General features: G+C 64.3%; 18 protein-coding genes. 8 read left to right on the plus strand and 10 right to left on the minus strand.

Annotation, left to right across the window (positions count from 1 at the left end):
• Nucleotides 1-101: 101 nt before the first annotated feature.
• Together ACSBOB_RS26180 and ACSBOB_RS26185 are read right to left on the minus strand one after the other, a co-directional pair.
• Nucleotides 102-1,829 carry a SulP family inorganic anion transporter gene (locus tag ACSBOB_RS26180; RefSeq protein ID WP_442578979.1) on the minus strand — a complete coding sequence of 576 codons (1,728 nt, stop codon included), beginning with the start codon at nucleotides 1,827-1,829 and terminating at the stop codon, nucleotides 102-104.
• A 72-nt stretch (nucleotides 1,830-1,901) separates the two neighbouring features.
• Nucleotides 1,902-2,177, minus strand: coding sequence for a helix-turn-helix domain-containing protein (locus tag ACSBOB_RS26185; protein ID WP_442578980.1), 276 nt, complete (start codon nucleotides 2,175-2,177; stop codon nucleotides 1,902-1,904).
• 265 nt (nucleotides 2,178-2,442) lie between these two features.
• Between ACSBOB_RS26185 and ACSBOB_RS26190 the strand changes: the two genes are divergently transcribed.
• The 5 genes from ACSBOB_RS26190 to ACSBOB_RS26210 all read left to right on the plus strand — a co-directional run bounded on the left by ACSBOB_RS26190 (nucleotide 2,443) and on the right by ACSBOB_RS26210 (nucleotide 5,710).
• On the plus strand, nucleotides 2,443-2,652 hold the full coding sequence (locus tag ACSBOB_RS26190) for a hypothetical protein (protein ID WP_442578981.1): 210 nt from the start codon (nucleotides 2,443-2,445) through the stop codon (nucleotides 2,650-2,652).
• 33 nt (nucleotides 2,653-2,685) lie between these two features.
• Nucleotides 2,686-3,168: a hypothetical protein gene (locus ACSBOB_RS26195; RefSeq protein WP_442578982.1), complete on the plus strand. Its 483-nt coding sequence runs from the start codon at nucleotides 2,686-2,688 to the stop codon at nucleotides 3,166-3,168.
• A 133-nt stretch (nucleotides 3,169-3,301) separates the two neighbouring features.
• Complete coding sequence (locus ACSBOB_RS26200; protein ID WP_442578983.1) at nucleotides 3,302-4,588, plus strand: RsmB/NOP family class I SAM-dependent RNA methyltransferase; 1,287 nt, start codon at nucleotides 3,302-3,304, stop codon at nucleotides 4,586-4,588.
• A 164-nt stretch (nucleotides 4,589-4,752) separates the two neighbouring features.
• Nucleotides 4,753-5,169, plus strand: a complete 417-nt coding sequence (locus ACSBOB_RS26205) for a TspO/MBR family protein (RefSeq protein WP_442578984.1) — start codon at nucleotides 4,753-4,755, stop codon at nucleotides 5,167-5,169.
• Between the two features lie 82 nt (nucleotides 5,170-5,251).
• On the plus strand, nucleotides 5,252-5,710 hold the full coding sequence (locus tag ACSBOB_RS26210; RefSeq protein WP_442578985.1) for a PaaI family thioesterase: 459 nt from the start codon (nucleotides 5,252-5,254) through the stop codon (nucleotides 5,708-5,710).
• 18 nt (nucleotides 5,711-5,728) lie between these two features.
• On the opposite strand, the gene ACSBOB_RS26215 is transcribed toward ACSBOB_RS26210, so the two are convergent.
• Nucleotides 5,729-6,361: a DNA-3-methyladenine glycosylase I gene (locus ACSBOB_RS26215; protein WP_442578986.1), complete on the minus strand. Its 633-nt coding sequence runs from the start codon at nucleotides 6,359-6,361 to the stop codon at nucleotides 5,729-5,731.
• 237 nt (nucleotides 6,362-6,598) lie between these two features.
• Here ACSBOB_RS26215 and ACSBOB_RS26220 point away from each other — a divergent pair, with 237 nt between their 5' ends.
• The 3 genes from ACSBOB_RS26220 to ACSBOB_RS26230 all read left to right on the plus strand — a co-directional run bounded on the left by ACSBOB_RS26220 (nucleotide 6,599) and on the right by ACSBOB_RS26230 (nucleotide 8,764).
• Nucleotides 6,599-7,402, plus strand: a complete 804-nt coding sequence (locus ACSBOB_RS26220) for a L,D-transpeptidase (RefSeq protein ID WP_442578987.1) — start codon at nucleotides 6,599-6,601, stop codon at nucleotides 7,400-7,402.
• Nucleotides 7,403-7,602: 200 nt separating this feature from the next.
• Nucleotides 7,603-8,307 carry a DUF2161 domain-containing phosphodiesterase gene (locus tag ACSBOB_RS26225; protein ID WP_442578988.1) on the plus strand — a complete coding sequence of 235 codons (705 nt, stop codon included), beginning with the start codon at nucleotides 7,603-7,605 and terminating at the stop codon, nucleotides 8,305-8,307.
• A 31-nt stretch (nucleotides 8,308-8,338) separates the two neighbouring features.
• Nucleotides 8,339-8,764 carry a GNAT family N-acetyltransferase gene (locus ACSBOB_RS26230; protein ID WP_442578989.1) on the plus strand — a complete coding sequence of 142 codons (426 nt, stop codon included), beginning with the start codon at nucleotides 8,339-8,341 and terminating at the stop codon, nucleotides 8,762-8,764.
• An 84-nt stretch (nucleotides 8,765-8,848) separates the two neighbouring features.
• On the opposite strand, the gene glcF is transcribed toward ACSBOB_RS26230, so the two are convergent.
• The 7 genes from glcF to ACSBOB_RS26265 form a co-directional block, all read right to left on the minus strand.
• Nucleotides 8,849-10,150 carry a glycolate oxidase subunit GlcF gene (gene glcF, locus ACSBOB_RS26235; RefSeq protein WP_442578990.1) on the minus strand — a complete coding sequence of 434 codons (1,302 nt, stop codon included), beginning with the start codon at nucleotides 10,148-10,150 and terminating at the stop codon, nucleotides 8,849-8,851.
• 8 nt (nucleotides 10,151-10,158) lie between these two features.
• Complete coding sequence (locus ACSBOB_RS26240) at nucleotides 10,159-10,608, minus strand: hypothetical protein (RefSeq protein WP_442578991.1); 450 nt, start codon at nucleotides 10,606-10,608, stop codon at nucleotides 10,159-10,161.
• A 93-nt stretch (nucleotides 10,609-10,701) separates the two neighbouring features.
• Nucleotides 10,702-10,917, minus strand: a complete 216-nt coding sequence (locus ACSBOB_RS26245; protein WP_442578992.1) for a DUF433 domain-containing protein — start codon at nucleotides 10,915-10,917, stop codon at nucleotides 10,702-10,704.
• 28 nt (nucleotides 10,918-10,945) lie between these two features.
• Nucleotides 10,946-12,148: a glycolate oxidase subunit GlcE gene (gene glcE, locus ACSBOB_RS26250; protein ID WP_442578993.1), complete on the minus strand. Its 1,203-nt coding sequence runs from the start codon at nucleotides 12,146-12,148 to the stop codon at nucleotides 10,946-10,948.
• Nucleotides 12,145-12,753, minus strand: coding sequence for an ASCH domain-containing protein (locus ACSBOB_RS26255; RefSeq protein WP_442578994.1), 609 nt, complete (start codon nucleotides 12,751-12,753; stop codon nucleotides 12,145-12,147). Before ACSBOB_RS26255 ends, glcE begins: the two co-directional genes overlap by 4 nt.
• Complete coding sequence (locus tag ACSBOB_RS26260; protein WP_442578995.1) at nucleotides 12,754-14,250, minus strand: FAD-linked oxidase C-terminal domain-containing protein; 1,497 nt, start codon at nucleotides 14,248-14,250, stop codon at nucleotides 12,754-12,756.
• A gap of 94 nt (nucleotides 14,251-14,344) precedes the next feature.
• Nucleotides 14,345-15,607, minus strand: a complete 1,263-nt coding sequence (locus tag ACSBOB_RS26265; protein WP_442583833.1) for a DUF3422 family protein — start codon at nucleotides 15,605-15,607, stop codon at nucleotides 14,345-14,347.
• Between the last annotated feature and the right edge of the window lie 352 nt (nucleotides 15,608-15,959).

Below are 15,959 nucleotides of genomic sequence, written 5' to 3' on the forward strand. Positions count from 1 at the left end.
CGGGAAGCGGCAGAAAGCAAGCCGCTTCCGCCCGTGCGGCGGCAATACAATCGTTGAAAAGGCCGGGCAATCGTCCCGGCCTTTTCCTTTGAATGCGGGTCTTACGTGCGCTCGCCGGCCGGCATGGCGCTCAGTTCCGCCCGCGCGTCGGCAATCGTCGCGGCATAGTCGACGTGCGGCGGCCGCACCCCATGGGTCAGGAGCATGCGCCGGACCGCCGGCGAAGCGCCGGTGATGAAGAAGCGGATGCCGCGCTTTTTAGCCTTGCGGGCGGATTGTTCGATGATGTTGGCGGCGGTCGAGTCGAGCAGGGGTACAGCCGAGAAGTCGAGGATGAAGCTGCTGTGGCTGTCGGCGATCCGGTCCAATGTCGTGCCGACCGTCGATGCGGCGCCGAAGAAGAAGGCGCCGGAGAGGCGGTATGTGACGATCTCAGGATCGCTCCCGGTCTCGGCGCGATAGGGTTGCCGGTCGCCATTCTCGCTGTCGGCGACATCCTGTGCGGCAAGGGGCGGCTGCGCCTCCAGGGCGACGCTCTTCGACATGCGGTCGATGAACAGCAGGGCGCCCAAGGCAAAGCCGACCACGATGCCCTCGGTAAGGTCGCGGAAGACCACCAGCCCGAACGTCACCAGCAGCACGATGGCGTCGCCCCAGGACGAGCGCAGGAGAGCCGCGAAGGCGTCGCGCTCGACCATGTTGAAGGCGACAACGGCGAGCACACCGGCCAGGGCCGACAGCGGGATGTAGCTGGCCAGCGGCGCGGCAAGCAGCATGAAGACCAGCAGGAAGGCGGAATGCGCCATTCCGGACACCGGGCTTTCGGCGCCGGAGCGGACATTGGTCGCCGTACGCGCGATCGTTCCGGTCACGCAGATGCCGCCGAAAAGGGCTGATCCGATGTTGGCGAAACCCTGCGCGACCAGTTCGCAATTGGAGCGATGCCGCCGCCCTGTCATCCCGTCGGCGACGACCGCCGACAGCAGCGACTCGATCGCGCCAAGAAGGGTGAAGGAGATCGCCGCCGGCAGCACGGCCATTACCTTGTCCAGAGAGAATGCCGGAAGCATCGGCGCCGGCAGCGTGCGGGGAATGCCGCCGAACTTGGTACCGATGGTTTCGACCGGGAGCGCCAGTGCCACTGCCGCGACGGACGCCAGAAGCACGGCGATCAGCAGGCCCGGCCACGCCGGCCGCCAGCGTCTCAACACGACGATCGTCACGATGGTCAGCACCGAGACGCAAATGGTCGCGACATTGGCGGTCGAGGCAACGCTGGCCAGCGCCTCCAGCTTGGGTATGAATTCGCCCGGCTCCGGGCCGGACAGGGTCAAGCCGAACAATTCGCCGATCTGGCTGGCGAAGATGATCACCGCGATGCCGGCGGTGAACCCAACAGTCACCGGATACGGGATGAATTTGACGAAGGTGCCGAGCCGGGCGTAGCCGATCGCCGCCAGCATCACGCCGGACATCATCGTCGCCAGGATCAGCCCGTCGACCCCGTGCGCCTGCACGGTGGCGGAGACGAGCACGATGAAGGCGCCTGCCGGGCCGCCGATCTGGAAGCGGCTGCCGCCGAGCAGCGAGACAAGGAACCCGCCGACGATGGCGGTGTAGAGGCCACGATCCGGCGACACCCCGGAAGCGATGGCAATCGCCATCGACAGCGGCAGCGCGACGATCGCCACGGTCAGGCCAGAGACGAGATCATGCCGGAGCCGCTCGCGGCCGTAGCCTTCACGCAGCACCGTCACCAGCTTGGGCGTGAACATCTCCCGGAAGCCTGGTCTCTGCTCCCGAGTCACCTGATTGGACATATGCACCATGTGCCGTGCTCTTTTTGGAAAAGTGATCAAAAGCCCTTCAACGTGATCGGCCGCGCCGCCGTACCGGATCGATCAGCCGGTTCCCGGCCGCGGCGGGACGGCGGAAACGCGCAGCCGGACGCCGCGGCCGCTGCCCTCGCTGCGTTGCTGTTCGCCGATCAGTTCAATGCCTGCCACGGCCAGCGCCTCCACGACCTTCGTCAGCGTATCGACCACGCCCCGCACATTGCCTTCGCTCGCTTCCATTCTCTGGATGGTTGCCAGCGAGACGCCGGACAGTTCGGCAAGGCGCGACTGGTCAATTCCGAGGAGGGCGCGCGCGGCCCGCATCTGTCCTGCCGTGATCAAATCCGATGCTCCAATGTGAAGCCTGATCATACCAACATGAAAAGCTATCACTCAAGTAAAAACCGTCAATAGTGCATCTTGAGATGGTACCACCGGCTCGTCCGGTTGTGCTCTCGATACGGATGCCAACGCGCACCGCCCGGAGCGCTCCAAGCCGGGATTTCCCCGGTTTCCGCCTTGCCCGCCTATGGCGCCCGGCTATGATGCGGTTATGGGGAGCACAATCAGGGTTCTTGTTCTGTTGTGGATGTCGGCAGTCCCCGCCTTGGCGCAGGACGACGAAGCCATGGAAGTGCAGCGCTGCATCTGGCGCTGTCTGGCGGATTCCAAGGGCGCCGACGATCCGGCCTATCACTCCTGTGTCGCCAGGCTGTGCAACGACGAGCCGGCGCCAAAGCAAAAAAAGAAGCCGCAATCCAACGTGCAATCCAACAGGAGCAAAGTGGCGGCCGTGGTGCCGGGCGTCTGGGCTTAAGGGTCGCATCCGAGGTTCGGAACATCCGCCTACGTGACAGTCGGCCACAATGCGTATGGGCTGTCCTGCAACACCGACCCCAATGTCGGCTACTCGGTCACCGTCAAGATGACGCCTGGTCTGGTCGTCAGCGCCCTTGAAAAGATGGAAACGACAAGCGTGTTCACCGGTCCCTTTGCGATCAAGGGCGGCGAGCGGTTCGAATACAACAGCGGCGGCTTCCTGCAGCAGCAGACCGACTATTGCATGGCAAATGTGGAAAGCCTGAAATACTCTCAAAGCCTTGTCTTCATGGACGCGGATGCCATGTCCCTGACCTACAGGGACAACGTCAATTTCATGGAAATCGAGCAGAACGGCCGATCCATCGTGATTTCCACCGCCGAAGACATGCAGAAGGTCACCGACACCGTCGAAGTGCCGCTGCAAGGCGCCTCGCAGGCACTCGACCTGCTCATCCAGTCCTGTCCCAAGATGATGCGGCAGATGGAAGAGGGGTGCGGCAGCAGCGACTGAGGTCGCGGCCACTGATTTTTGCGCTCACCGCCATTGACTGCCTGACCAAAAGACCGAAATCCCGCCGGTTGCTCAATGCCGCTCCGCCCTGTAGCAAGGCGTCGAACGGGCAAACCGAAGCGGGAAATCCATCATGCGACTGGGCGGAAGGCTGGCTGCGGCCATCGAGGTGATCGACGACATAGGGCGGCGGCACCGACCGGCGGCGGACGCGTTGAAGGACTGGGGCCTGTCGCACCGTTTCGCCGGCGCCGGCGACCGCGCGGCGATCGGCAACATCGTCTATGACGCACTCCGGCGGAAGCGGTCGGCGGCCTGGCTGTTCGGCGCCGATACGCCTCGTGCGCTTGGCTTCGGCGCCCTGCTGCTGGAGTGGACGCACACGCCCGAAGCGATCAACCGCGCCCTCGATGGCGATCGCTTCGGCCCCGCGCCGCTCGACCAGGCTGAGCTCGACGCCCTGGCGTCGAATAAGCTCGACGATGCGCCGGCGGTCATCCGTGCGGATTGTCCGGACTGGTGCGAACCGCTGCTCCAGCGGACGTTCGGCGCGGCATGGGCCGAGGAAGGACGCGAGCTCGCCGGCCGGCCGCCACTGGACCTGCGGGTCAACACGCTGATGTCGGACCGGACCCGCGTGCTCGCCGAACTGGAGCAGACAGCCGCTGCCGCGACCGCGCTTGCCCCGGAGGGCATACGCATTCCACCGATCGCGGCCGACGGCCGCCACCCCAACGTGCAGGCCGAACCGGCCTTCCAGAAGGGCTGGTTCGAGATCCAGGACGAAGGCTCGCAGGTGGCCGCCGCACTCGCCAGGGCAAAACCCGGCATGCAGGTGCTCGACTTCTGCGCCGGAGCAGGCGGCAAGACGCTGGCACTGGCGGCGGCCATGCAGAACACCGGGCAGATTTTTGCCTACGATGCCGAAAAGGCACGGCTGGCGCCGATCTTCGACCGCATCCGCCGCGCGGGCGCTCGCAACATCCAGGTCCTGTCGAAATTGCCCGAGGTCGAAAAGCTCGCCGGCCAGATGGACATCGTGCTCATCGACGCGCCCTGCACCGGCAGCGGCACCTGGCGGCGCAGGCCCGACGCCAAATGGCGGCTGACGACACGGCAATTGGACGTGCGCAAGGGCGAGCAGGCGCGTATCCTGGAGGATGCCAAGGCCTATGTGAAGCCCGGCGGGCTCATCGCGTACATCACCTGCTCGGTTTTCCGCGACGAGAACCACGACCAGGTCGCGCGCTTTGTGGAAGCCAATCCCGGTTTCTCGGCGGTCGATCACCGTGATCACTTCCAGCAAGTGTTCCCCGGCAAGTCGGCTACCGCTCTGATCGAGGACCAGCGTGGCATCGTGCTCTCGCCGCTGCGCAGCGGCACGGACGGCTTTTTCTTCGCCGCCCTGCGCCGGAAATAACTGACTTTCCCGCGACCGGCGTGGCCGGGTCGGCGTGCGTGCAATCTCGGCGAGACCGCCTACCCTTGCCCGACGGGCTCGCCGCGCCACATCACAAGGTCTGAGTCCTCAAACCCGACCGGGGCCTTTTGATGCCACGCCGCGCCATGCTATTCGCGTTCCTGTTGCTGGTCGTCGGCGGCGGTATCCTTATCGGCCTGCTGACGGCGCCCGGTCCGTGGTATGCGGGACTGGAGAAGCCCGTCTTCAATCCGCCGCCGTGGATATTCGGGCCGGTCTGGACCGTGCTCTACGTGCTGATCGCGATCGCTGGCTGGCGAGCCTGGCAAGATCCCCACGGCTCCCTCATGAAGGCCTGGATCGCGCAGCTGGTTCTGAACTTCGGTTGGTCGCCGGCCTTCTTCGGCCTCCACCAGATCGGACTGGCGCTCGTCATCATCATGCTTCTTCTTGCGGCAATTGTTTCATTCATCCTGCTCGCCTGGCGGCGGGATCGCGTTTGCGTATGGCTGTTCGTGCCCTATCTGGCATGGGTGGCGTTTGCGACGTTGCTCAACGCCGCGCTTTTCCTCCTCAATTAGTCCGTCATTTGTTGCAATGCAGCAAATGTCATTGCGTGGCTTCCGCCGCTTTGTCATAAGCGGCGATCGGAGGTGAGAAGCGATGTCGGCAAAGATTGTCCCCAGCGTGGATTTCGAGGAGCGGGTGCGCGCTTCCTTTGCCCGCCAGAACGCGATGACAACGCTGGCCGCCGAACTCACCAGCGTCACGCCGGGCATCGTCGAGATCGAGATGCCGTTCTCGGAGGCGCTGACGCAGCAGCATGGTTTCCTGCATGCCGGCATCATTTCGGCCGCGCTCGATTCGGCCTGCGGCTACGCGGCGTTCTCGCTGATGCCGGAAAACGCGGCCGTGCTGACCATCGAGTTCAAGGTGAACCTGCTGGCGCCCGGCAAGGGCGAACGATTCCTGTTCCGCGGCTCGGTCACCAAACCCGGCCGCACCATCATCGTCGCCGACGGTCAGGCCTATGCCTTCACAGCCGATGGCGAAGCCAAACTGATCGCCACCATGACCGGCACGATGATGACCGTCACCGGCCGTCACGGCATAGAAGGCTGAACGGCAGGCGTCCGGCTGTCAGCGCAGCGCAGGTCTTTTAAAAACCGCCCTCGCCTTCTCGATCGGCGCACGGCAATGGCAGCCCTCGATGTGGTCGTTCACCAGCCCCATCGCCTGCATGAAGGCGTAGACCGTCGTCGGGCCGACGAAACTCCAGCCGCGCTTCTTCAGTTCCTTCGATATCTTCGCCGAGACTTCGGTCTTCGGCATGGCGACGACCGCCGCGTGATCCACCTTCGCCGGACGCTCCCCAGCCCGCGGTTCGAACTGCCAGAACCATGCGGCCAGCGATCCCGCCTCGGCGATCAGTTCCTTGGCGCGGCGCGCATTGTTGATCGTCGATTCGATCTTGCCGCGATGGCGGATGATGCCGGCGTCCTTGAGCAGCCGCTCGACATCCGCCTCGCCGAACTCGGCGACCTTGTCGAAATCGAAGCCGGCGAAGGCCGCGCGGAAATTCTCGCGCTTGCGCAGAATGGTCAGCCAGGACAATCCCGACTGGAAACCTTCCAGGCAGATCTTCTCGAACAGCCGGCGGTCGTCGGTGACGGGCCTGCCCCATTCGTGATCGTGGTAGTGCCGGTAGTCCGCCAGATCACCCGCCCAGGCGCAGCGGATCACGCCATCCGAACCCTCGACCAATCCCGTCATGCCGCTTCTCCTCGCCGAAAGCCGTTGGTTAACGTGCATTTTCGCCCGTTGACCGCGCCTTTACCAAATCGCTGAACGCGCCGGTAACCACACTGAAAGGTTTACGGAAATCCCGGCTTTTTAAGCAACCCGATTCACTTTTCGGTTTCCGATTGCCGTCACGCTCCTGACATGACGGAGCCCACAAAGCCCCGCCGTGTCCAGTGTCGCGAGTTCTTGTTGACGAGTACGCGTAAAATGAAAAGCAGGTTCGTCCTTTTGACTTCGGCCATGTTTCTTGGCCTATGGGTGGCGCCAGCCGTCGCCAACGACCGCTACGCCCAGCGTCCGCCGGTGGTCGTCAGCCCCGATCTTTCGGCTCCCTGGGTGATACAACTCGGTCGCGAACCCGGCCGCAGGATCGTGCAACGCGAGGCCGGCTACGGTGTCCGCGTCCAGCCGGGTGTACAGCAGCGCCGCACGGTGCGCGGCGAACCGGCTCCGGTGCGGCGGGTAGCACGCCAAGGCTTCAACCTGTTCCAGCCCGACCCGGTGCGCACCGCCGCTGTGCCCGCCCCGCGCAAGAAGCAGATCCAGCCGCAGATGGACCCGATCTACCTGCCGCAGCAGGTTGAGTATTCGGGATCGGAGCAACCCGGCACCATCGTCATCGATACGAGCTCGAAATTCCTCTATCTCGTCCAGTCCGGCGGCAAGGCGCGCCGCTACGGCGTCGGCGTCGGCCAGGAGGGCATGGTCTGGACCGGTACGCAGAAGATCTCGCGCAAGGCCGAATGGCCGGACTGGCGCCCGCCCGGCGAAATGATCGTGCGCGAGCGCGCCAAGGGCCGCGACCTGCCCGCCTTCATGGCCGGCGGTCCGCAAAACCCGCTCGGCGCGCGCGCCCTCTATCTCGGCGACACGCTCTACCGCATCCACGGCACCAACGCGCCGTGGACGATCGGCACCAACGTCTCGTCGGGGTGCATCCGCCTGCGCAACGAGGATGTGGTCGATCTCTATGAGCGCGTTGGCGTCGGCACCAGGGTCGTCGTCATATAGCGGACCGGGGAGACCGCGCTCGCGGGGGGCGGCGCGGCTGAAGGAAGCGGTGGGGGCCGCTTCCTGACCGGGGGCAAGGGCAGCGTGGGAAACCGCGCTGCCCTTTCGTCTCCCTGCAACCGTTCATTGGCGTCGTGCCGCCGGGATGACGTGCACGGCCGAATCGGCCAGTGTCGCGTCTCCAAGCGCGTGGCGAGGCGATGCTCGAAACTGCCCTCTATCTGCCCGTGAAACAGTTCCTCGAGGGCCTCGGCTATTCGGTCAAGGGCGAGGTCGGCGGCTGCGATCTGGTGGCGCTCGGCCCCGACACGCCGCCGGTGGTCGTCATTTGCGAATTGAAACTGCAGTTCAATCTCGAACTGCTGCTGCAAGGCGTCGACCGCGCCGCCGCCAGCGACGAAGTGTGGCTGGCGGCGCGTCTGTCGGCGCGCGGCAAGGGGCGAGAGGCCGACAGGCGTTTCCGCAATCTGTGCCGGCGGCTCGGCTTCGGCCTGCTCGGCGTCACCGCCGACGGCGAGGTCCAACTCCTGCTCAGCCCGGCCGCCTTGCCGCCGCGCCGCGATCCGCGCCGCCGCTCGCGGCTGGTCGACGAGCATCGTCGTCGCCAGGGCGATCCGGCGACCGGCGGCGGGTCGCGCGCCCCGATCATGACCGCCTACCGCCAGCAGGCGCTGGCCTGCGCCGCCGCCCTCGCCGAAGGTCCGAAGCGGCCGCGCGACCTGAGGCCCGGCGCGCCGAAGGCCGCCTCGATCCTGCGCCGCAACGTCTATGGCTGGTTCTTGCGGGCGGAACGGGGCGTCTACGACGTCACCGAGGCCGGACGGCAGGCGCTGGAGCGCTGGCCGCAGAATGGCGGCTCTCAGCCCGCTCCGGACGAACGGTTCAGTGCGGAGTCGCAAGCTTGACCCCCAGCCCGGCAGCTTGCATTACGGTGCCATGCGACAGGCGGATTCGGAAGGTCAAGGCGACGCCATTTTGGAATGGCGTGAGGCGTTCGACAATGGCGAACTCAACGCGCTGCACGCCGCGTGTTTCGACCATCGCCTGTTCGACGACGACTGGTGGGCTCAGGTGAACCGGTTCAGTCTCGGCTGGGTCTGCATGCGCCAGTCGGGCGAACTCGTCGGCTTCGTCAATGTCGCGTGGGACGGCGGTGTCCACGCTTTCCTGCTCGACACCATGGTTGTCCTCCGGCTGCGGCGCCGTGGCCACGCCGCAAGGCTTGTGGCGGAGGCCGTTCGCCACGCAAAAGACAGCGGATGCGAATGGCTGCATGTCGACTTCGACCCGCATCTTCGCGACTTCTATTTCGACGCCTGCAAATTCGCGCCGACCGAAGCGGGCCTGATCCGCCTGCGCTGACAGGGGTTGCCGGCGCGGTGCAAAGTATCTTGGAAGCCCTGAAATTTGGCGCGCGTTTTATTCTACCGCCACTAACGGCCTGCCTTAGGATAAGTCGGCGGGCTTCGGCCCCCCATAGGCCCAGTCGAGCAGCGCTACCGTATGCACCACCGGCAGTTTCGCCGCCGACGCGATTTGCGTGATGCAGCCGATATTACCAGTGGCGACAAGTGCTGCGCCCGTCGCCTCGATATTCCTGACCTTGCGATCGCGCAGCCTCGCCGAAATCTCCGGCTGCAAAATGTTGTAGGTGCCGGCCGAGCCGCAGCACAGGTGACCCTCGCGCGGCTCCTTCACGACAAAACCGGCGCGCGCCAGAAGTTCCTTCGGCTGCCGCGTGATCTTCTGGCCATGCTGCATGGAGCAGGCGGAATGGTAGGCCACCGTCATGCCGGGCTTCACGCTGGGCTCCGGCAGATCCAATGTCACCAGATATTCGGTGACATCTTTCGCCAAGGCTGAGACCTTCACTGCCTTCTCCGCATAGGCGGTATCGAGCCGCAGCATAAAACCGTAATCCTTGATCGTCGTGCCGCAACCCGAGGCCGTGATGACGATGGCGTCGAGCCCGCCCTGTTCGATCTGCCGTGTCCAGGCGTCGACATTGCTGCGCGCGGCGGCGAGCGCGGCGTCCTCCTTGCCCATGTGATGGACCAGCGCACCGCAGCAGCCCTCGCCCTCCGGCACGACGACCTCGACGCCCAGCCGGTTGAGCAGCCGCACCGTCGCCTCGTTGATGCCGGGCTCCAGCACCGATTGCGCGCAACCGGTGAGCAGCGCCACCCGGCCGCGCTTTTCGCCCGTCGCCGCGTGACGGCCCGGCCGCGACATAGGCGAAGCCGCCGGCACGGATGCGGGCGCCAGCTTCAGCATTGCCGTCAGCGGCTTCAGCGCCGGAACACCGGCCAGTAGGCCGGCGAAGGGCCGCCCGAGTTTCGCCAGCGACAACGCGGCGCGGAACCGCCAGGGATAAGGCAGCGTAAAGGCCAGAACCTGCCGGATCAGCCGGTCGGCCAGCGGCCGCTTGTACGTCTGCTCGATATGGGCGCGCGCATGGTCGACCAGATGCATGTAGTTCACGCCAGACGGGCAGGTGGTCATACAGGACAGGCAGGACAGGCAGCGGTCGATATGGGTGACGATCTGCTTGTCGGCCGGCCGGCCGTTCTCCAGCATGTCCTTGATCAGGTAGATTCTTCCGCGCGGCGAATCCAGTTCGTTGCCGAGCGTCACATAGGTCGGACAGGTCGCGGTGCAGAAACCGCAATGCACGCATTTGCGCAGGATTTTTTCCGATTCCGCGACATGCGGATCGGCGAGCTGGGCGGGGGTGAAGGTGGTTTGCATGACGCCCATCACCCCCCGAATAACACTTCGGCCCGGCTCTTGCCGGACATCTTTGTGTAGGCCTGCAAAGTCGCGCGGTCGAACTCATGCCTGTTGACGCGATTGTCCCGGCCTCCCTGCAACGTTGCGAGATAGCGAAGTCTCCCGTCCTTTAACTCGAAGTAGCAGGCAAAACTGCCATCTACCTTTGTCCCCAAATAACCTGTTCCCGCCGTACGAAATTCATAAGCTCGTACGAGTGGAGCATAGATCGCGCCATCTCTAGCCACTCGCTGCAGACGCTCGGCAAAAGCATAAGTCAGCCCAGGGCTATAGATTCCCTGCTCTCCAACCGAAACTGTCTTTATGAACCGCTGCTCAGCCAAACATTGCTGAACCGTCTCGCCACTGATGATCGATGTCGTTGCAACGGATGGGGTTGCGGCTGAGACAAGTTGCGGATTTGGTTCTGTTGCCATGCACCCCGCAAGGAGGCCACAAATGATCAGGGGTGTGGAATTCCAACGAAACATGCTGCAGACTCGGCTCCTCTTCCGATCTTTTGTTGCTTCTCAGCTTGTGCGATACGGGAAATGACGTTTCAGCTCATGCAAGGCAACGGCAAGTACCGATTCAGCTCCGATACGCCCGATCGTTTGAAATTTGTCCAAAAATTCTTCGATCGAAAGATAAGAGAATAACGTGTCAACAGTCACGCGCGAGCCTTTAATAACCACTGCCCCAGACATCACTTCGCTATCGCAACTCAAAACAGCCTCGACGTCCATCGCTAATCTCCAAAATGAGACGACATATCTACCCCATCCGCCCCGGATTGAGGATATCTTGCGGGTCGAACTGCTCCTTCAGCCGCCGGGACAGCTCGGCCAGCGCCGGTGCTTGGGGCTCGAAGACCGGACTAACGGCGCGGTCCGTAGTGCTGGCACGCACCAATGTCGCATGACCGCCGCCGAATTTTTTGATCAGCCCGCGCAGCAACTCGGCTTCCGGGTCGCCTTCCATGCGCAGCCAGGCCAGACCGCCGGCCCAGTCGTAAAAAACCTCCACCGCCGCCTCCATGCGCAGCGCCATGACCGCCTTGTGCGCTTCGCCCGGCGCCATCGAGACGCGCCAGACCGGCTTTTCACTGCCATCGGCGAAGGGCAGGCAGTCCCTGACCACGCGCCAGAGCGCTTTGGACCCGTCACCGGAAATCTCCTCGAAATGCGCCTCGCGGCCGAAGGCATCGCGCAGATGTTTTACGCGATATTCTACGGACGGCCCGAAGCCCTCGATGCGCAGCAACGTCGCCGCGCCGCCCGCAAGCTCACCGTCGCCGATCCGCGCGGCAACCATCTCCGGAAGATGCGCGGCGCCGGAGACTTCCGCCGAAGACCCCATTGCAACCGCCATGGCCGCCACTGCCGCATCGTCCAGCAAGCCGGAAAGCACCAGCGTCGTCTCGGTTTCGGCCGCAGGCAGCACCTTGAAGGTGACATCGGTCGCTACGGCAAGCGTGCCCCACGAGCCGGCCATCAGCTTGGACATGTCATAACCGGTAACGTTCTTGACCACGCGGCCGCCCGACTTGAACGCCTCGCCACGACCGGAGACGGCATGGATGCCGAGGATATGGTCGCGCGCCGCCCCCGCCTTGATCCGTCGCGGGCCGGACAGGTTGGCAGCAAGCGCGCCGCCGATCGTCCCGCGCCCGGCCCCACCGCCTAGAAGCGGGCCGAAATCCATCGGCTCGAAGGCGAGTTCCTGGCCGTGCTCCGCCAGCAGTTTCTCGATCTCGGAGAGCGGCGTGCCGGCCCTCGCCGACAGCACCAGTTCCTCCGGCTCGTAAAGCGTGACGCCCGTCAGCCCCGACAGGTCGAGCGCATGTTGCGTCTGCGGCGGCCGGCCGATGCCGCGCTTCGAACCGTGGCCGAGGATTTCCAGTGGGGTGTTTTCGGCAGCCGCCCATTGGATGACGGACAGAGTTTCGTCGGCGGATGTGGGTGTAAAGGTGGTCATGGCGTAAAACCTTTCGTCGGCAGCGCCATGCCCGCTTCAAACCACTCCAAAACCACCCCTCCCCGCGGTGACAGCCGATATCCAACATCCAGGCTTTCGGTCAGACCAAGTTCCTTCAGCTTGCGAACGTCCTGCTTGAACTTCAGCTTCTCGACCCGGAGCGCCGTGGCCAGTTCGCCGGCGGCGACAGCCGGCTTCGTGGCGATCAGGCTCAGGATGGACGGGAAATAGCCTGGCGCGGCCTTTTCCCATCGCTCGAACCGGTATCTTAGATCGGCCCATTCCTGCTCGGACGGCTCGGAGGCTTCGCGCTTGGCCACCCGCCCGTCGGGGTCGATGCCGGCAAGCTCAATGCGATAGACAGAATCGCCGTTTTCCGGCCCAAGCATTTTTCGCAGCGCCGCCTGTGAGGCGAAACCGGATGCCCGCGCGTCCCGTTCCGTCAGGGCCGCCGCGTCCGTCAGGTCGATCGCGCCGATCCGCACGACACCCAGCGCGGTCCTGACATGTCCGCCAGATTTCACGGTCGTACGCTTCCAGCGGCGAAAGGCAAGCGTCACGTCGCCTCGCTCGATACCTTCCAAGGTTTCGCGCTTGAACAGCACCTAAAACCTCGGAATGTCCGGAAACGGTAGTTTTCCGCCGGAAATATGCATGCGCCCGAGCTCGGCGCAGCGCCGCAACTGCGGAAACACTTTTCCCGGGTTGAGCAGATGGTTCGGGTCGAAGGCGCATTTGACCCGCATCTGCTGATCAAGGTCGATCTCGTTGAACATTTCCGGCATCAGGTCGCGCTTTTCGACACCGACGCCGTGTTCGCCGGTCAGCACCCCACCAACTTTCACGCAAAGCCGCAGGATGTCGGCGCCGAATCCTTCGGCCTTTTCCAGTTCGCCTGGCTTGTTGGCGTCGTAGAGGATCAGCGGGTGCAGGTTTCCATCGCCGGCATGAAAGACGTTGGCGACCCGCAGCCCATACTGCTCCGAAAGCTCGCGCATCCCGGCCAGCACGCGCGGCAGTTCCTTGCGCGGGATGGTGCCGTCCATGCAGTAATAGTCCGGCGAGATGCGGCCGACCGCCGGGAACGCCGCCTTGCGGCCAGCCCAGAAGGACAGCCGCTCCTGGTCCGAGGTCGAGATCCGGCAGGTGGTCGAGCCGTTGCGCAGCGCGATCGCCTCGACCAGCCCGATCAGGTGATCGACCTCGACGCCGGGGCCGTCCAGTTCGACAATCAGCAGCGCCTCGCATTCCAGGGGATAGCCGGCGTGAACAAAATCCTCAGCGGCGTGGATGGCCGGCCGGTCCATCATCTCCATGCCGCCGGGGATGATGCCGGCGCCGATGATGTCGGCGACGCATTGCCCGCCCTGTTCGCTGGTCGGAAACCCGATCAGCAGGGCGCGCGCCGTCTCCGGCTTCTTCAGGATACGCACGGTCACCTCGGTGACGACCCCGAGCAGGCCTTCCGAGCCGGTCATCACGCCGAGCAGGTCGTAACCCTCTGAATCCAGATGTTTTCCGCCGAGCCGTACCACCTCGCCATTCATCAGCACCATCTCGATGCCGAGCACATTGTTGGCGGTGAGCCCGTATTTCAGGCAATGCACCCCGCCCGAATTCTCCGCAACATTGCCGCCGATCGAGCAGGCGATCTGCGAGGATGGGTCAGGGGCGTAATAGAAGCCATCATCCTCCACGGCGCGGGTGATGCCGAGATTGGTGACGCCCGGTTGCACCACCGCCACGCGGTTGAGATAGTCGATCTCCAGAATTTCGTTGAAGCGGCTCATCACCAGCAGCACCGCATCCTCCAGCGGCAGCGCGCCACCGGACAGCGATGTGCCCGAACCGCGCGGCACGACGCGGATGTTGCGTTCTTCGCAATATTTCAGGATTTTCGAGACCTGCCGCGTGGTTTCCGGCAACACGACGACCAGCGGCAGTTGCCGATAGGCGGTCAGCCCGTCGCTCTCGAAGGCGCGCATCTCGTTGACGGTCTCGACCACGCCCTCGCCCGGAACGATCTGCCTGATATTAGCGACGATCTCGGCGCGGCGCCGCAACGTTGCGGCATCGGGCGTCGGCATGGCTAGTCCGGACATTTTTGCACGGTCCTGGCGAGTGGTAAAAATCTTTTACCAGCAATTCCAGCAGTTCGCAAGTTGCAAATAGCCTTTTTACTTCAATAAGTTATACCTATTGCGGCCGGCCATGTTCGCTGTGCGCGCGGCGAATTCGGCGCACGCCCCACCACACGGCGGCGATGGCGACGGGCACCGAAGCAGCGGTCACGAGTTCGGGGGCGATGGCGTGGCCGAAGAGGGAGAGGCCTTTTGCCAGGTAGCCGATGAGGCCGACGACGTAATAGGAGACGGCGGCGACGGACAGGCCCTCGACTGTCTGCTGGAGGCGGAGCTGGAGTTTGGCGCGGTCGTTCATGGAAGCGAGCAGCGCGCGGTTCTGCGTCTCGACCTCGACGTCAACCCAGGTGCGCAAGAGTGTGGTGGCCCGGCTGAGCTTTTCGGAAAGGTTCTCCTGCCGGCTCTCGACCGACTGGCAGGTGCGCATGGCGGGGGCCAGGCGGCGCTGCAAAAAACCCTTCCACGTTTCGCCGCCGGCTAGCGCCTCCTCGCCCAGCGCGTCCAGCCGCTCCTGGATGATGACGTCATAGGCGCGGCTGGCGCCGAAGCGGTAGAGGCTGGAGGCGGCGTCGGCCTCCAGTTCCGCGGCAAGCTCGGTCAGTTCGGCCAAAAGTTCCTGACTGTTGCGGCGCGGGCTGGCCTTCATCTCGGCGGTCAGCGCAGCCAGCCGATCCTCGATGCGGCGCACCCGCGCCGACAGCGATTGCGCCAGCGGCAGGCCGAGCATGGCCAGCGTCCGATAAGTCTCGATTTCCAGCAATCGTTGCGCCAGGGCGCCGCTGCGCGCCGGCGTAAGGCCCTGATCGAGAACGACGATCCTGGTCAGCCCGTCGCCGTCCTGGCGAAAATCGGTGGCGATCGCGGCCCTGCCGCCTTCCACTGAGGAATAGCAGAGCGCCGACGGGTCGAAGCCGCCGGCAAGCGCCTCGCCGGCCTTGGTCCAGCCGCGAATCTCCAGCCTTATGCCGGAGATCACGGCTCCCGGCGGGCTGAAACCATTGCCGAAAGGCATGTCCTCCGGCTGGCGGCCGGCCTCGTCGAGCGGCCCTTCCCAGAGATAGGTGGAGAATTCGGTGTGGCGCTCCCAGCGCAGCGTCCCCTGCCCCCAGTTCATGGTGTAGTGGCGCGCCTGGCGATCCGGCGCGGCGATGCCGAGGCGTCGCGAAAGCTCGCAGAGCACGGCATGGTCGACGGTGAAACCACCCTCGGTCATGAAGGCGAGCTGGATCAGGACACGCGGGTGGGCGAGCATCGGATGCGGGCGGGCATGCACCTCGCCGAGGGCCGCGGCCCGGTCGGCATGCGCGGGAAAACCCATGACCGTGCCGGTCAGGGACGAAACGAAGTCGGGCTGCTCGGCAGTCACAGGCTCGCTCCAAGGCCGCGAAACACCCTGTTATGGCCTCATGCAAAGACAAAATCCAACACGGAACGATGTTGCATCGCACAATAATCCTTTCGCGTTGCAATATCTGCGGATATCTCTTCCGCAAGCCATTGAATTTGCCTGTTTCCGTCATCGCTCCCATCGTCGCATCTCCCCGCGCGGCATCGAGCAAAGTGCCGCCGACGTTTTCGCGTGAAGTCCCGAATAATTCGCAGGAACAAGGGTTTATCCCGGTGGTCCGTCGAATTCCGCGCGATAGACTTCACTTTCGCGTCTTTTTCTC

The organism is Mesorhizobium sp. KACC 23794 (assembly GCF_052180275.1).
GTDB lineage: Bacteria > Pseudomonadota > Alphaproteobacteria > Rhizobiales > Rhizobiaceae > Kumtagia.

Coding starts and splice junctions, on each gene's coding strand:
- ACSBOB_RS26180 (WP_442578979.1), bottom strand. CDS start 1,829: ATGGTGCATATGTCCAATCAGGTGACTCGGGAGCAGAGACCAGGCTTC.
- ACSBOB_RS26200 (WP_442578983.1), top strand. CDS start 3,302: ATGCGACTGGGCGGAAGGCTGGCTGCGGCCATCGAGGTGATCGACGAC.
- ACSBOB_RS26210 (WP_442578985.1), top strand. CDS start 5,252: ATGTCGGCAAAGATTGTCCCCAGCGTGGATTTCGAGGAGCGGGTGCGC.
- ACSBOB_RS26215 (WP_442578986.1), bottom strand. CDS start 6,361: ATGACGGGATTGGTCGAGGGTTCGGATGGCGTGATCCGCTGCGCCTGG.
- ACSBOB_RS26220 (WP_442578987.1), top strand. CDS start 6,599: ATGAAAAGCAGGTTCGTCCTTTTGACTTCGGCCATGTTTCTTGGCCTA.
- ACSBOB_RS26225 (WP_442578988.1), top strand. CDS start 7,603: ATGCTCGAAACTGCCCTCTATCTGCCCGTGAAACAGTTCCTCGAGGGC.
- ACSBOB_RS26230 (WP_442578989.1), top strand. CDS start 8,339: ATGCGACAGGCGGATTCGGAAGGTCAAGGCGACGCCATTTTGGAATGG.
- glcF (WP_442578990.1), bottom strand. CDS start 10,150: ATGCAAACCACCTTCACCCCCGCCCAGCTCGCCGATCCGCATGTCGCG.
- ACSBOB_RS26240 (WP_442578991.1), bottom strand. CDS start 10,608: ATGGCAACAGAACCAAATCCGCAACTTGTCTCAGCCGCAACCCCATCC.
- ACSBOB_RS26245 (WP_442578992.1), bottom strand. CDS start 10,917: ATGGACGTCGAGGCTGTTTTGAGTTGCGATAGCGAAGTGATGTCTGGG.
- glcE (WP_442578993.1), bottom strand. CDS start 12,148: ATGACCACCTTTACACCCACATCCGCCGACGAAACTCTGTCCGTCATC.
- ACSBOB_RS26260 (WP_442578995.1), bottom strand. CDS start 14,250: ATGTCCGGACTAGCCATGCCGACGCCCGATGCCGCAACGTTGCGGCGC.
- ACSBOB_RS26265 (WP_442583833.1), bottom strand. CDS start 15,607: ATGGGTTTTCCCGCGCATGCCGACCGGGCCGCGGCCCTCGGCGAGGTG.